We start from the raw sequence: 15,528 nt of genomic DNA on the forward strand, positions 1-15,528 counted from the left end.
GAGTAGGAAGGCATAGAGATGGGACAAAAACTAATTTTTTGCCCCATCCTCTTCTACCGTCCACTGTAATAGCGGTTGAAAATCGGCCCATGCCAACTGCATCAGCATTTCTTGATTCCATTCTTGCTTCGGAATATCCATCAGTCGCACTGCCTGGTTCTGGATCGCCTCTTGCAATAGATTATGGCTAAAACGACCGTTGCCATTCAATCGATGATCACTGACTGCTTTATCCAAAGACTGCGAGATCATTTCCAGCACGTTCTTCTCAATCGCATACCCTACATCGCATGCAGCCTGTTCAAGAATGTGCACGAGTTCCTTCACGGTGTAGTCGGGGAACGCAATATATTTTTTAAACCGCGACAAAAGTCCAGGGTTGCTCATCAATAATGAATTCATTTCGAGTGGGTAGCCTGCGAGGACCACGACCAGATTCTCTTCGTGTTTGGTCATCTCTTCTACGAGCGTGTCAACCGCTTCCTGCCCAAAATCCCGCTCTCCTCCACCGAGCAGCGAATACGCTTCATCGATAAACAAAACGCCGCCCAAAGCTTCTCGAACTTTTCTGCGAGTAAGCACTGCGGTCTGACCGACATACCCCGCTACCAAGTCGGCTCTACTCGCCGTAACAAGATGACCACGTTTCAAATAGCCGATTTCTTGCAAAATCTGCGCATACAGTTGGGCAACCGTCGTCTTCCCTGTGCCTGGATTCCCAGTAAAGACGGCATGCAGCTCAATCGGACTTTTCGGCAGGCCTCTTGCTGCACGTTCTTGCTGGACGGACACATACGCAGCGATTTTTTTCAGCTCCGTTTTCACTTGAGCAAGACCAATCAACGCTTGCAGTCTAGCTTCTGCATTCCTTTCTTTTTGCGGCGGATCGAAGCCACGGACATCCTCGGGTTTCAGAATCGTAAAGTCATCCCATTTGAGTTCCTTACCATCTGTCTCGCGTCCTTTGGCAAAGATTGCATCGAGCACGATATTTGTAACTGCCCGTGCATTGCCAAACGTCTCGTCTACTTGCGCTTTTTCAATGCGCTGGCGCAGCGTAATTTTTGCCGCCTCTGTCAGAGTAAAATCGTTCCGTACGGCTACTTCTTCTGCGATTTGCACCAGCTCGTCCGCCTGATAGTCCGGCAGTAAAAAGTGGCCCGTCTCTGGAAAACGGCTATTCAGCCCAGGATTGGCGTACAAAAAATGACGCATTTCTTCGGGATAGCCCGCCAGCATCACGACAAAGCGTCCTGCATACTCGCCACTCGTCATAGCGGATACAAGCGTGTCAATCGCCACTTGTCCGTAATCACTGCCGGAGCTATCTGGGCGCTTCAAGCTGTATGCCTCATCGATAAACAAGACGCCGCCGTCTGCCTGCTTGATTGCTTCCATGACGCGCTGTTCTGTCTGTCCCACGTAAGCGCCGACCAACTGAGAACGATCCACTTCGATGAGCTGTCCTTTTGCCAACAATCCGAGCTCCTGATACAGCTTGGCGATCAAGCGAGCCAAGGTCGTCTTCCCCGTGCCTGGGTTCCCCATCAGCACGAGATGAAGAGGGAGCTGGTCTTTCATATGCCAGCCCTTTTCTTCGCGCAGCTGGCGATACTGTAGAAATTGCGCTAGCTGCCGAACCCGATGTTTGATCTCGTCCAGGCCGATCAACCGCTCCAATTGCTCTAAAGCACTCAAATCTTGTTGAGTCGCTTTTTCGCGATCTTCTACCCTTTCGTTCCTTTGCGGCAGGAGCTTTTCCTTCTGTTCTTGCTGGTTAGATAAAGCGCGAATCGTCTCTTGCAATTGGACGAGCATTTCACTGGAGTAAAAGACCCCGGATAAAGACGCTCCATACGCTTGAACACGTTCTTGCAATTGAATTAATAAATTTTGTCGTTCCGTGTATAACAGCACGAGGCCAGCAGCCGTAGCTTCCGCCTCCGCATCGTTCCATTTTTGCGCTGCCTGTAGCGTCTCTTCAGCAAGAGAGCGCCACTTCGTGATTTCAGCCAGCTCATTGGTTGCCTGCTCTTCCAGCACCTCAACTGTTCTCCTGCGCATGACGACGTTATCCGTTTCACGCACGGACTTGAATTCAGTGAGAAAGGCATGGGATCGCAACTGTGAAAAGTACAGCTCGAGCTTAACTTCTCCAGCGTAGCGAAAATCAGGGGCTAGTTGAAGCGCACGATCTACCCATTCAGCTGCCAGCGTATGGCCTCCTGTTTTGTGCATCCGCAAAGCAGACATTCGCGTCAACACCATCGCTTCCATCAAATCAAGCTCTTCGCCTGGATGTTCTTGGCGATGCTGTTCAAGCATTTGCAGGAATGTCAGGCATTCGCCTTCGGATAGTGACTGGATGCTGGACGGATTTTCGCTAAAGCCTGCAATCAGTACCCTCGGGTCCCGTTCTTCTTGATGCTGCATCTTTTGATTGCTCCTCCCGCTCCATTGTTTCATCCCTGTTGTAGCATATTTAGCCGAACATGAAAAGTCTGTCCGAACATCAGAACTCCCCTTGCATGCTCGATGCGGTTTTTTTCACCTTTTGACGCGCGAACAAGGTCGCCAAAGTGATGAGGATACCGGCCATACCAAATTCAAGCCAGACCCCGCCCCATTCTAACAGCATCGCACCTACAACCGGACCTGCAGCCATCCCCGTATAGCGGATGAAATTGTACACACCAATGGACGTTGCACGCTCTGCTTCAAATACTTCGGATAGCAAAATCGTGTGTGCAGGCATACCTACACCTAAGGTTAAGGCAAACAGCGTACTTGTTACCACAAGCAGCAGAAAAGAAACATCAGCAGCAGTCATAAAAAGAAACATCGCCAAAGCATTTAAACCGGTCGTCACCAGTAATGTTTTACGTGCTCCCCATCGATTTTGCAATACAGCAGACAGCTTGCTACTGATAATAAAGACGACTGACACGAGCAAGAAAACCAATCCGATTATTTCAACGGAGACTACGTAATGGTTCGTCAATTGCACAGGGAGAAACAGCAGGAAGCAATAATAGGCATACATTTGGCTAAAACCGATCAAAATGACAGATGCACCAACTGGGTGGAGCAAAATATTACGGAAAGACCCTAGTGTAAAACCGCCTGATGATATAGCTTGAGCCTTTTTCGTTTCGGGTAACAATACAGCATTGATGACGACGAGAAAGACTGCACAGATCGCCAAAAACAAAAAGACCGCAGAATGTCCGCCGATGCCGCCAATCCAGCCTCCCAACAGTGGACCAAGTGCCGGACTAAGCGCAAGCAGCATCTGATAAGTACCCATCGCAGATGCACGTTGGATTCCTGTAAATATGTCACCAATGATCGTTGCGGCTACGATCGGAATGGCAGCAAACCCCGCCCCTTGTAAAGCCCGAAAAAATAGTAGCCCATAAATAGAATCGACCAGATAGCATCCGATTGACGCGAGCGTAAATAGGATCAGGGCAGGTATCATGACACGTTTTCGGCCGAACCGATCGATAAATGGTCCGTAGATGATTTGCATAATCGCGAGCATGACGGTAAAGATTGAAATGGTCCAATTTATCATGGTTGCACTCGTCTGAAACTCTTTTTGCATGGCTGGTAAAATAGGCATGAACAAATTTTGCGCGAACATACCTAGCATTAGCGTTATCCCAAGTAGGTACAGTACTTTTTTTGGATTCATGGTTTCTCTCCTCTTATCTCTTTAATATTGTGTCCTTGGAAACAATTTTCGTAAAAAAATAATGAACACCAGTTGTATAATTCCCCTAATCTTCTGTTGCTTCTCTTATGACCTCATCCAAAAATGCCAATTCAGCAGGATTATACCTATCCAAGAATCGGTACACGTCCATCTCCAGTCGTTGATGGTAGTGTTCGTGAATCTCGTTTACCATTTCTCCTGCTGATGTCAGACGAAAAAAAACTTCCTTCTGATTGTCTTCGAGCTGATAGCGCTCGAGTAATCCTTTTTTCAAAAGCTTGACTGTTATTTTGGATATCGCACTCTTTGTTACCCCAATATGCTGTGCAATTGTCGTAACATTGACTCGATCTTTTCCCCCTACCTCTTGAAGGACGTGGAGCTCTGTTACGGATAACCTACCAACTTTATCGTAATCAGGTACGCTGCTTTTGATATCGCGCAATAGCATTTCTTCACGTAGCTTGCTGCGCTCCTCCTGTTTATGTAGAAAGGTGATCCAGCGATTCCAAAGCTTCGTTTTCGGGTCCAATGCAGCATCAGCTCCTCATCTATTTCGAACTTTGTTTCCAAGGAAACAAAATAACCTTATCATGAGATTTCCTTTTGCGCAAGAAAAAACCGCAGCCCTGCATTCGCAAGCTGCGTTCCGAGACCAGTCTCTATCCATTTAGATTGCCCAATTCCTTGTCCGCACTGAAATGAGCACGAGCAGCCTCAAACACTTCACTTTCCGATCCGGCCGAGATTTTGAAACTCGATACCACTTTCTTGCCGCATCGCACTTGTACATTATACTGTGAATCCCCATCATACGTTGACTCGAAATGATAATCCTCACCATTGACCTGAATGGTTCGTTCCATGGTTACACCTCCCACCTTAGTGTGACCAAGCAACAAGGCAATCATCCAATATTTTGTTGTGAAGAAGTCGTTTTTTCCGTTTCAGCTGACTCCATGGCCGCTTCGATAATCAAAAGGGCGATAAGCCCATCTTTTCCTGTGTCGTGATGATATGATGCATTTCGTTCGTCGAGCAGTCGCTGATCACTTGAACCTCAGGATGATGAACGACCTCCTGCCAGCTAGCCGCTACCGTACCCCCGTACTTTGCAATCAGCTTCTGTGCACGATCCGGATTAGCCGTTCGTTTGCATTGGAACCGCAGACAATAATGCCTACTTTTATGCTCATGATTGCTCCTCCTTTGTGTTGAACCCTTGACAGACTCACCTATCGTAAAAGTTATTCGCTCTAGGAAGTTGTTAGAGGGCACAACGCTGGTTCAACAGCACTGTACCCCGTTTCCCTTTTTACAAATCAGCAATACGCTGTGCTTTTTTTCGCGCTACTCTCTTTTCGCGCATCCCCTCAAAGATCGAATAAAGAACAGGAACCAAGACAAGCGTTACGAGCGTGTGAAAAATCAACCCCGCAATTACCCCGGTAGCAAGCGGCGCCTCTAGTTCCGCTCCTTCCGCAACAGCGAGTCCCATCGGCAGCATACCGAGTATCGCTGTCAGCTTGGTCATGATTACCGGACGAACACGATCGCGCGTCCCCTGTACAATCGCTTCTTCCAACCCCATCCCCCGTGAACGGAGCAGATTGATTCTGTCAATTAACAGAATCGCATTGGAAACAACAATTCCTACCAGCATGACGAGCCCAATCATCGCCATCTCACCAAAGGTTCGCTGCGTGACCACGAATCCGAGAATGACTCCCACCAAGGCCATAGGCAGCGACAGCATGATAATAAACGGCTGAGATAATCTCCCAAACTGCGCCACCATAATCACATAGATGAGGGAGACGACTGCTACCAAGACGATGATTCCCTGGGTAAAGGTGTTATTCTGTTCCTTCAAATCTCCAGCGATCTCGATCTTGTATCCAGCGGGCAATTCCACAGTGTCCAGCTTTTCATTGATTTGTCTACCCGCCGTACCAATGTCCGTGCCCAACAGTTCTGCTGACACGGTGATGATTTGTTCTCCTTTTTCATGCTTGATTGTGATCGGAGATTTGCTGAAATGGAAATCGACCAACTCGTGTAACGGCACCTGTGAGCCTGTTTCGGTTCGAATCATCGTCTGTTGGAGTTGGTCAGGATGTGTCACCCATGTCTCTGGAAATCTGGCAACAATCGAGGTTTCGATACCATTTTGACTGATTGTAGATAGGGATTGCTCCCCAAGCAGCATGCTGATTTGGCTGTCCAATGAATCTGAGTCAACCTGTAATTGAGACATTGCCTCCTGCTTTGGTGCCAGCGTTACTTTTTCCTTCCCTCTTTCAAAGTCATTCCGAATGTTGACTACACCGGGGATGCTCCCCAGCATTTCTTCTACTTTTGTGGAAACTGACCGGGAAACCTCTAAATCTTCGCCCGCGACCTGCAACTCAATAGGTGCCGATTCACCTGAGAAGCCAAATGTCAAACTCGTCCGTTCCACTCCGTCAATGGCATTCAAGCGACCGTTTACTTCTTGCATAAATTCTTCTTTCTCTTGTGTTCGTTGCGACTTGGTCACTAATGTAATATTTAACTCGACGGTCTCTTTCTTTGCCGTAAAAAAGACTTGATTGACGTCGGACAACTCTCTCAATGCTTTTTCCGCTTCAACTGCCGCTGTTCGCGCCTGTTCCAAGCTAGTGCCATCGGGCATCGTGAGCGTGGCAAAAATTTGATTCTCATTGGCATTCAAGCCATTTCCTATTTTTATCAATGGGAAGAGACCCAATGCCCCTACAAACACCGCAAGAGCCACCAGCAATGTGAGAATTCGATGACGAAGGGTTATCAGCAGTAATCGCTGAAAGAGAGAAACAATCCGATTTTTCCCTTTTTCGCTAGGGGACTGCAACTGTTTATCGTGTTGAAGAAAACGCTCGGAAAAAATGGGAACAAACAGAAAAGCTGCAATCGTTGACGCAAGAATGGTAGAGGTAACGGTAAACGCAATGGTATGAAGAATAGGCTTCAGCCACTGTTCAAAATCCGCGACCACAAGCGGTAAAAACACAATAATCAAAGTTAATTGGGAAGCAAAAACAGGTGCTATGACTTCTTTTGATCCCTGAACGATGGCCTGCTTCAGCTGCATTCCCTTTTCTCTCAAATGATAAATACTCTCCAGAACAACGATTGCGGCGTCAACAATCAATCCGATTGACAAACTCAGTGATATCAATACCACCATGTCAATGTTATATCCGGCAGCTTTCAAAGCGATGAAAGTCATCAGAATGGAGAGAGGCAGCGTCGTTGCAATGACCATCGTCACACGCCAATTTCGCAGGAATACCCAGAGCACGAGGATTGCCAATATTCCTCCAATGACAACATCTCGACTCAAATTGGTGATCGCTTTTTTAATAAAGGAGACGGATTCAAACATGACTCTCAGCTCGTAGTTTCCGCCCGCCTCATTATTGATTTGCCTCACAACTTCCTCGACTTTTTTCTGTGTAGTGATCAGGTCACTCCCCGCAGCACGCTTTACACTGATTTGTACAAAGAGGTTTCCTTCTGTCATGGAAATTGCGTCCTTCACGCTTCCGCGTAGGTCACTCACCGTTGCCAATTGTTCGAGTGCAACCTTGCCCTTGGGTGTCTTGATCAAAATGCTTTTGAACTCTTCTACATTTTTTAAGCTGTTGTCAATCATCACAACGGTGTCGAACCCCGGATTCTCCAATATCCCCACTGCTTTTTTCCAATTGGCACTCTGAAGCTGACCAACAACATCCGCTGCTGTCGTTCGATAGGCAGTAAGCCGTTCAGGAAGAAATGTTATCGCAACCTTATTTTCAAAACCGTCCTCGGATATGACCACTTCCTTCACACCCGGGACGGATTCTATTCGATCCTTAATGGTCGTCTTCAACAAGGTGAGCATGGTCTGTGTATCGGTACCCACCATTGCGTAGTCAATTAAGTCCTCATCACCTAAATTCGTTTGCGTGACCGTAACGGTATCCACTACTTTGGGAAACTCGTTGCGCAGCCGATTCACAATATTTTGTGTCTCTTGTTTGACCTTTTCACCTTCCCCATCCTCTGAAAGGATCGAGATGCCAGAAAACCCCGTCCCTGTTTTCGATGAGAAATTTTTAATGCCAGCCACAGATTTCAATTCCTGCTCTATTTTTTTCGTGACCTTTTCCACCATCTCTTCAGGCGGCAGCGCTCCTCCTGAAATATTCACTTCAATCCAAGGCAAATTCGTTTTCGGTACAAGCTCCACGTTGAAGGAAAAGAGAGCACCGATTCCGGTAAGCACGATGAGGAATGTGCACAAATAGAGGATCACTTTTCGTTTTAGCAAAAAGAGAATGACCTTGTCCATCGGTTACTCCCCTTTCACCGTAACGACTTCTCCTTCGGCGTAGTACGTTATGCCGGAGATTAGGATTTGATTACCTGACTGAAGGCCCGATAGAATCTCGACGTTATTTCCAACAATTTGTCCCACTTCCACGTCACGTCTCTTGATTACACCATTCTCGACAACCATGACGAAGCGCTGTGTTTCCTTAATCCCAACACTTTGGACGGGAACGAGCATTCCGTTCACTTTGCGTGCCATCTCTACAGTCGCGACCATCCCCTCGATCAACACGTTGTCTTTATTGGAAACAGCTATCTCTACAAGATACTTTCCCGTTTCCTGGTTAAGTACAGGTGAGATAAATGTAATGGTCCCTTTACTTTTGCCCTTTCCCTCCACTGCCACAGGCACCGTGTCCCCTTGCTTGTAGTTTTCCATCACATCCAATGGGACATCGACCTTCAGCTTCACTTCCGAGCTATCAACCAGGTGAATGATACTTTCACCTGGCTGGGCAAGACTACCTGCCTTTTGGGTCACATCGATGACCGTTCCGCTAAATGGCGCGACGAGTTGCGTTTCTTGAAGGGTTTTCTTTGCGAGCTCTACTTCACTGGCCGCTTGTTTCAAATCGGCATCTGCACTGGCAATCTCGTTGACTTCCGCACCCTTTAGCAACTTATCCAACGTAATTCGCGCCTCTTGTAGCGAAATCTCGTTTTGCTCTTTTTCCGACTGTGCACTGTCCAGCTCACTCTGCGAAATAGCACCGCCCTTAAACAGCTCTTGGGCTGTCTCCCATTTCCGTTGCGCATCCTTCATGCGCTTTTCCTGGCTGTCCACTGCCAAGCGTTGTTTGCTGATGAGATCGGCGCTTGCTCCTTGCAACGTTTTTGAACGCAACGCTGATGCGCTTTGAACCTGGCTTTGTGCCGCTTCCAGCCCTTTTTGATAATAGTTCGTATTTAATGAACTTAATACCTGGCCCTGTGTCACCTTTGCCCCTTTTGTTACGTTCATTCGTTCAATCGTACCAGAAGCCCCAAAGGCTAAATGGCTCTCCTGTTTATATTCAACGAAAGCAGTAAGTGGTATCGGCAGGGAATCTGTCTGTTTTACGGTGTGCACCTGCACGATCTTTTGCTTGGTTTGCTCCGCTTCCTGTTTCGTTTCCACTCCACATCCCGTGATGAACATCAGTACAACGGTCAAAACGACGTAGCGCATACTCTTCACGTAGAGTCCTCCAGTAGTTTTGTCATTGTCTTTTTGAATGAAGCTGACATCATATTCTCTCTCTCGTTATCGTGACCTTGCTCAAGCAGACTTGTCTGTCGCAACCACCTGTTCTTCTTTTTTCTTAAAGTATTGACTCACTTGCTTGTTCAGATGAGCGATCAAAGCGACTACGAAAATGACGGCACCTGAGACCAACAAGAGATATGGCCAATAAACGGCCTCCAGTAAAATACCGTACAACCAGATCCCAAACGGTACGGCCACTCCGGTAAAAGTCCCGACCACGCCAAACATGCTGGCACGCAAATGCTCAGGCGTGTTCAATTGAACAAAGGTAAAGATCGGGATGTTCCCCATGGAGTTGAAGATGGCGGAGACCAATAAAATCCCGACAAACACGCCCGTAATGATCCACGAGGCGTTACTCATTTCCGGAACAAAAATCGGAAAGATCCACGTCATCAAGAGAATCCCTTGCACTTGAATCAAAAGGAAGATTTTATTCTCAACGTATTTGCTCACCTTTTTCATAGAGACAATAGCCGCTCCGATAATGATCCCGATAAACCAGGAGGACTGAATAAAGGAGAATTGCTCCATCGATACTTTTTCGACTCGATAGGCAATATGCAGCAGCCCTACATACATGAGCGGAGGGAAAATAAAGTTGAGCAGAAGGAAAATCAGGAACAAGTACTTGATGACGACCTGTTCACGGATATATTGGAAGACTTCCTTGATTGTGTCTGTATAGCTTTGCGTTGTCTCCTGTACAACCTCAGTCTTGCGGAAACGGAGGAACATCTGCATGATCCCTGCTCCGATAAAAGAAAGGCCATCAATCAGCAAAATCATTTCCATCCCGACTAACCCATAGGCAACCGCCCCTACCAAAGGAGCCGCTACATTGAGAATGGCACTGATCGCTTGATAAATAGAGTTCATACTTCCTACTCTTTCTTCGTCTACCAGCTCAGGAATGGATGCTTGCAAAGCGAGATACGTAAAGGCCTGAATGGTACTGATCACGAAGGCGTATCCGACAAATAGCCATAGATTCGTGGGAAACTGAAGGAAAAACAGTAAAAACAAGAGAACGAGCGCACCGCTTAGCAGCTCGGTGACAACCATGATTTTTTTCTTGTTGTGTCTATCAATATAGGCGCCTGCAAAAATATTAATCAGCACCCCTGGCAAGTACGAAAAGCCCAAAACAGTTGCAAATGCAGCGGAAGAACCCGTCACATCCGCAATGTACAGAGCAAGAGCAAATTTGTAGACACCGCTACCTAATTCTGTGATAAAACGAGTGAAAGAAAAGAGAAAAATATTCAATCCGTATCCGTATGTTTGGTTGCCCATCTTAACCTCCCTGAATAGTAATCCCTCTAGGTGACAATTTATTTCGGCAAGAGGAACCCGCTACACCCCACGGACAATAAATCCGGAATAGAGCGGAATCCATCTGCCGATTTCCAATACGATTCCTAGGCGATTCTTAGCGTATGACTAGAGGCGATCCTATCAATTTTTTCGCTTCCTCCTCCAAGATCACTCGCAGCTTCCTTTCATCCTCGCGATATGGCAAAGCCATAAAAATAGTCATTTTGCCCATGGATGTATAGGAAGCCTCAAAGAGAATACGTTTCTTTCCTTTTATAAACAGGTGATCGTATTCACTTGGTTGACTCTTGTTCTGCTCACCCAGAAAGTTACAAATAATAGGCGTCATCTGCATGGATTGGATGAGTGAGTGATTAGAAAGAGGATAGTTTTCCGTTACATCATGACTTTGCACGAGATTGGTGAAATGAATGTTCCTCTTCTTTGCGAGATCCAACCGAGCTTTCACATACGTTTCCAACTCATCCAAACTCGACGCTGGATCAATATGAAGCGGAATATGATCGATGCACTCGCCAAGCACATCGAAGAAATGGTTCCCCATAAAGGATCTGCCAAAGTTCATGAGGAAGATGGGTGCCTTTTGGACTCCATAACTTCTTTCGCAAAATCTGGCTAAAAGAGCAATCGGAATCCGTGCATTTTCTGTCTCCTGCGAGTTGTCCATATCCAGTTCGCAGGTAACAATCGTGTAGCCGTCCAAAGCGGATGAAGATGCGAGCTGTCTTTCTATGGACAAAAGACTATTCTCAAATGCGTGAAGATCAAATTCCTCCATGAGCTGTTGATCTTCGATTCCGATTGGACCCTTGGTAATTTGCTGGACGAAATCCCAATACGTATTCCCATCATTTTCCGAGAGCTCTGTACCATTCTCCAACGCTTCGTAATATAGGTTCATGTCGTTTTGCAGAACCTCACTGCTAATAAAATCAAAAATGAGATGCGATGCCGGGAATAGGAACGAGTACTCTTTCTCGCTCTCTTTCAGCAAGATCACTTTGTAAGACAAAGAACCGATCGAATCATGCTGCTTGTAAAAATATTCGCTCAGTAAAAGATGGCGCACCGCTTCTTTTCTGTCATCCGAGTCGCTCGATACATCAACAACAGGGAGCGCAATCTCACTAGGGCAAGGATATTCTTTCCAATATGGCTCTTCTTCCTCAAAAGCCAACGTGCATCGCAGTAAATGATGCCGCGCCAGGACTTTACGAAATGCCTTTTCCAGTGTCTTAGGATCGATCATCCGCCCAAAGCGAATCACTGTTCCAGAAATGTCCTTTTCCTGTACATGATAGCGCTGTGAAGGTGACAGCGGCTGTCTGATAAAAGTCTGCGGAGTGACGATCGCCTCCGAATAACGGAGGAGCTTCTGATCGAGTTCGTTGACGAGGCGCTCCTGCCATGGCAATGATTCATTCTCATCTAGTGCAGCCTCTTGGATATCATTCCTCTCTTTTTCCCATGCTTTTTGCGAGAGATCCAGATATTGAATGGCGTGCGGCTGAATTGCAGGATCACAAGACGTACGCAATACGGACAGTATTTCTTGGTGTTTGTCCCGCGCATTTTCCTCCACGTACAGAACAGCTCGATGCTTGTTGCCGAAGGGCAACTCTACATAATTGCTTCGTACTTGAAAATGAGCGTAAATCAAGGTTTCCAGCTCTTTTTTATCTTGCGCTTTTGTGGTGCGAACTCGGTTTACTGTATCTACATATCCTGCTAGCGCTCTGACTGTGTCATATTGGAAGATCGTTTGAATCTTTACTTCTATTCCTTCCTTATGAAGTCGCGCTACCAGTTGGATCGCTTTGATAGAATGCCCACCCAGATCATAAAAATGGTCATCCACACTGATTTCCTGTAGGTCGAGCACTTCTTTCCAAATTTCCGCCAGCCTAATCTCCTGCTCTGTAACAGGTGGATTCATCTGCTTACTTGCCTCCCTGATCATGGCAGGCTCAGGTAATGCTTTCCGATCTATTTTTCCGTTTGGTGTTATAGGCATTCTCTCAAGGATGTGGATATACGTTGGTACCATATAGGCCGGAAGAGTGGCCAAAAGCTCCTGACGCAAATCTCTGTTCCAATCAGGCTGCTCCCAGACCAGATAAGCGATCAGGCAGGCATCTCCTCCCTGCTCTTTTTTGGCCAACACGACCGCTTCCTTCACTCCCGCCTGGGATAGGATCACGTTTTCAACCTCATCAAGCTCGATACGGAAACCACGTATCTTGACCTGGTTGTCCATTCGCCCCAAATATTCCAGACTACCATCCGCAAGCCATTTCACCATGTCTCCCGTCTTGTAGAGCCTCGAACCGGTCATAAACGGATCTGCCACAAATTTCTCGTTCGTCAATTCCTCGCGATTGATGTAGCCATCAGCGACGCTAATACCCGCGATAGCCAGCTCACCAGGAATTCCCTGGGGCTGCAAATGACCGTGCGCATCCAGCACATATACTTTTGTGTTGGCAATGGGCTTTCCGATTGGCACTTGCTGCGGCAGCCTCTCTTGCCCTTCATACGTCCAAGTCGTTGCACAAATCGTTGTTTCGGTTGGACCGTATGCATTGATGTATCGGCAATGCGCACTCCATTTATGGACAAGCTCCCAGTTTGCCGCGGAGCCTGCGGTGATTAATGTCTTCAATTTCGGGAAATTTTCCGGCTCTAAATACGTAACAAAGGTAGGTGGAAGCGTCGCGACTGTTACTTCATGCCGTAGCAGATACTCACTGAAAGCCTGCGGATCGAGTACGACATCCTTTGAAACAATGACCAATCTCGCCCCCGTCAATACCCCCATCGTAAACTCCCAGACAGAGGCATCAAAAGAGATGCTGGCAAACTGCAACACCTTGTCCTTTTGGGTGATCCCGAGATCGTTGATGAAAAACTGCTGGAGGTTGGCGATTCCGACGTGGTGCAGCCTTACCCCCTTTGGCTTCCCCGTTGACCCGGATGTATAAATGACGTAGGCCAGGTCACTCGAACGATGAAGGGTCTGTACAACAGGTGAAACATCGTTGTATACGCTCCTATCATCAAGATTGATCAATGTTGCTGCTGGGAGAATACTTTCTGCATACGATACCGTCGGATCATGGACCAAAACAATGCTGGCCCCGCTATCTTCGATCATATAGCTGATCCGTTCGCTCGGATGGTCGGTACTAATTGGAAGAAAGGCACCGCCCGCTTTTAAAACGGCCAAGATGGCGAGGCTGTATGCAGTAGAGCGCTCTACCATCACAGCAACAATGCTGCCTGGTTTTACCCCTTTCTCACGCAGCACGTGGGCCAGCGCATCGGATTTGTCATCTAATTCCTGATACGTGTATGTGCCTTCCTGATCGACCACGGCAATGTAATCCGGCCCCTTTTTGACCTGTTCCTTAAATAGCTGGTCAATGGTTAGCGTTTGATCAACCAGCATCTCCGTGTCATTCCATTGTTGCAGAATGAGAGCCTGCTCCTCGTCTGTGACCATTTGCATTGTCGCAATCGGCTGGTCCGGATTACCGACGATACTTTGAATCAACTGATTCAAGTGCGCTCGTACTTTTTGCAGATAGGCATTGCTGTAAGCAAGTGCATTATAGATAAAGTGAATTTCTAATTCCTTTCCGGGAATAATGCACAAGTTGAAGTCGTAGCTGGTTTGCTCATATCCTTGGACATCCGTGATTCCGAATAAACCACCTTTTCCATCTTCGTCGAATGCCTCTTCCGTCAATGGATAGTTTTCAAAGACCATGAGATGCTGAATCAGGTTTTGTTTTAATGTGGTTTCGGACTGAATATCCGCCAGAGACAAGTATTGGTAGCTGCTTGTGGCTGTGAAGAACTGTTGCACCTGCCGAAGCAACTCTGAAAATGTCTGTTTGCCTTCACTGCGAATTCGCATTGGGATCGTATTGACAAACAATCCAACCATTTCTTCTACGCCAACGAGCTCAGAGGGACGTCCCGAAACGACTGATCCGAAGACAACATCATTGGCATAATTGTATCGTTGCAGCAACAATCCCCAGAGGGAATGAAAGACGATGCTCAGTGTTACATCATTTGATCTCGCTATCTGCTCCAAACGGGCAGTCGTTTCCCGATCCATGCGAAATACGATCGATTCTCGTTGGTACCCCTTACCGGTTGAAATCGTTTCAACCGGTAAAGGAGATTGCTGATCAAATCCATCCAAGCTATCTCGCCAGAACGAGAGTCCCTCTTGTTTGTTTTGCTTGCCAAGCCAAGTGACATAGGTACTGAAAGAATACGGTGGAGCCAGCTCAGCCTTCTTATTTTGAAGATAAGAGCGATAGATATGGAAAAAGTCTTTTGCGACAATCCCCAGGCACCAGCCATCCATAATAATATGGTGGAAGCTCCACACCATCTTGTATTTTGATTCGCTCAATTTCATAACGGTAATCCGAAACAACAGATCTTTTTCCAGATCAAATCTCTTGCCCCGATCCCTTACAAGAAATTGCTCCACAAATGCTTCTTGTTCATCCTGAGTCAGGTCAGAGATGTCCTCGATCTGAATAGCTGCTTCTCTTTGCTTCAACACGATCTGCAGAGGCTTTTTACTTTCTTTATAGTGAAAGACTGTTCGCAGGATATCGAATCTTTCAACGAGGTCTCGAAAGCTCTGATCAAGGAGATCAAGCCGCAACGACTCCTCCATCGTAATCACCGTTTGTTCGAAGTGAACCTCTGATTCAGGATGAAGGATAAAGTGATACAGCATGCCTTCCTGCATAGGTGTCAAGCGGTATATATTTTTAATCTGAACACCATTCAAACCTCATCA

9 protein-coding genes are annotated in these 15,528 nt (G+C 46.9%); all 9 read right to left on the minus strand.

The features are described from left to right. Positions 1 to 30 precede the first annotated feature (30 nt). Positions 31 to 2,433 carry an AAA family ATPase gene (locus HP398_RS21575; RefSeq protein ID WP_173623596.1) on the minus strand — a complete coding sequence of 801 codons (2,403 nt, stop codon included), beginning with the start codon at positions 2,431 to 2,433 and terminating at the stop codon, positions 31 to 33. Positions 2,434 to 2,512: 79 nt separating this feature from the next. Next, positions 2,513 to 3,697, minus strand: coding sequence for an MFS transporter (locus HP398_RS21580; RefSeq protein ID WP_173623597.1), 1,185 nt, complete (start codon positions 3,695 to 3,697; stop codon positions 2,513 to 2,515). A gap of 85 nt (positions 3,698 to 3,782) precedes the next feature. After that, complete coding sequence (locus HP398_RS21585; protein ID WP_173623598.1) at positions 3,783 to 4,250, minus strand: MarR family transcriptional regulator; 468 nt, start codon at positions 4,248 to 4,250, stop codon at positions 3,783 to 3,785. Positions 4,251 to 4,380: 130 nt separating this feature from the next. Then, positions 4,381 to 4,584 (minus strand): hypothetical protein, encoded by a 204-nt coding sequence (locus tag HP398_RS21590; protein ID WP_026043127.1) that lies wholly within the window; start codon positions 4,582 to 4,584, stop codon positions 4,381 to 4,383. A gap of 109 nt (positions 4,585 to 4,693) precedes the next feature. After that, entirely contained in the window at positions 4,694 to 4,996 is a 303-nt protein-coding gene (locus tag HP398_RS21595) for a hypothetical protein (RefSeq protein WP_173623599.1), read from the minus strand. A gap of 37 nt (positions 4,997 to 5,033) precedes the next feature. After that, positions 5,034 to 8,075: an efflux RND transporter permease subunit gene (locus HP398_RS21600; protein WP_173623600.1), complete on the minus strand. Its 3,042-nt coding sequence runs from the start codon at positions 8,073 to 8,075 to the stop codon at positions 5,034 to 5,036. A gap of 3 nt (positions 8,076 to 8,078) precedes the next feature. Then, positions 8,079 to 9,284 carry an efflux RND transporter periplasmic adaptor subunit gene (locus HP398_RS21605; protein ID WP_217368825.1) on the minus strand — a complete coding sequence of 402 codons (1,206 nt, stop codon included), beginning with the start codon at positions 9,282 to 9,284 and terminating at the stop codon, positions 8,079 to 8,081. A gap of 90 nt (positions 9,285 to 9,374) precedes the next feature. After that, positions 9,375 to 10,658, minus strand: a complete 1,284-nt coding sequence (locus tag HP398_RS21610; RefSeq protein ID WP_017249127.1) for an MFS transporter — start codon at positions 10,656 to 10,658, stop codon at positions 9,375 to 9,377. Positions 10,659 to 10,794: 136 nt separating this feature from the next. After that, complete coding sequence (locus HP398_RS21615) at positions 10,795 to 15,519, minus strand: non-ribosomal peptide synthetase (protein ID WP_173623602.1); 4,725 nt, start codon at positions 15,517 to 15,519, stop codon at positions 10,795 to 10,797. Positions 15,520 to 15,528: the final 9 nt, after the last annotated feature.

The sequence above is a fragment of the Brevibacillus sp. HB1.4B genome (assembly GCF_013284285.1).
GTDB classification, from domain to species: domain Bacteria; phylum Bacillota; class Bacilli; order Brevibacillales; family Brevibacillaceae; genus Brevibacillus; species Brevibacillus porteri.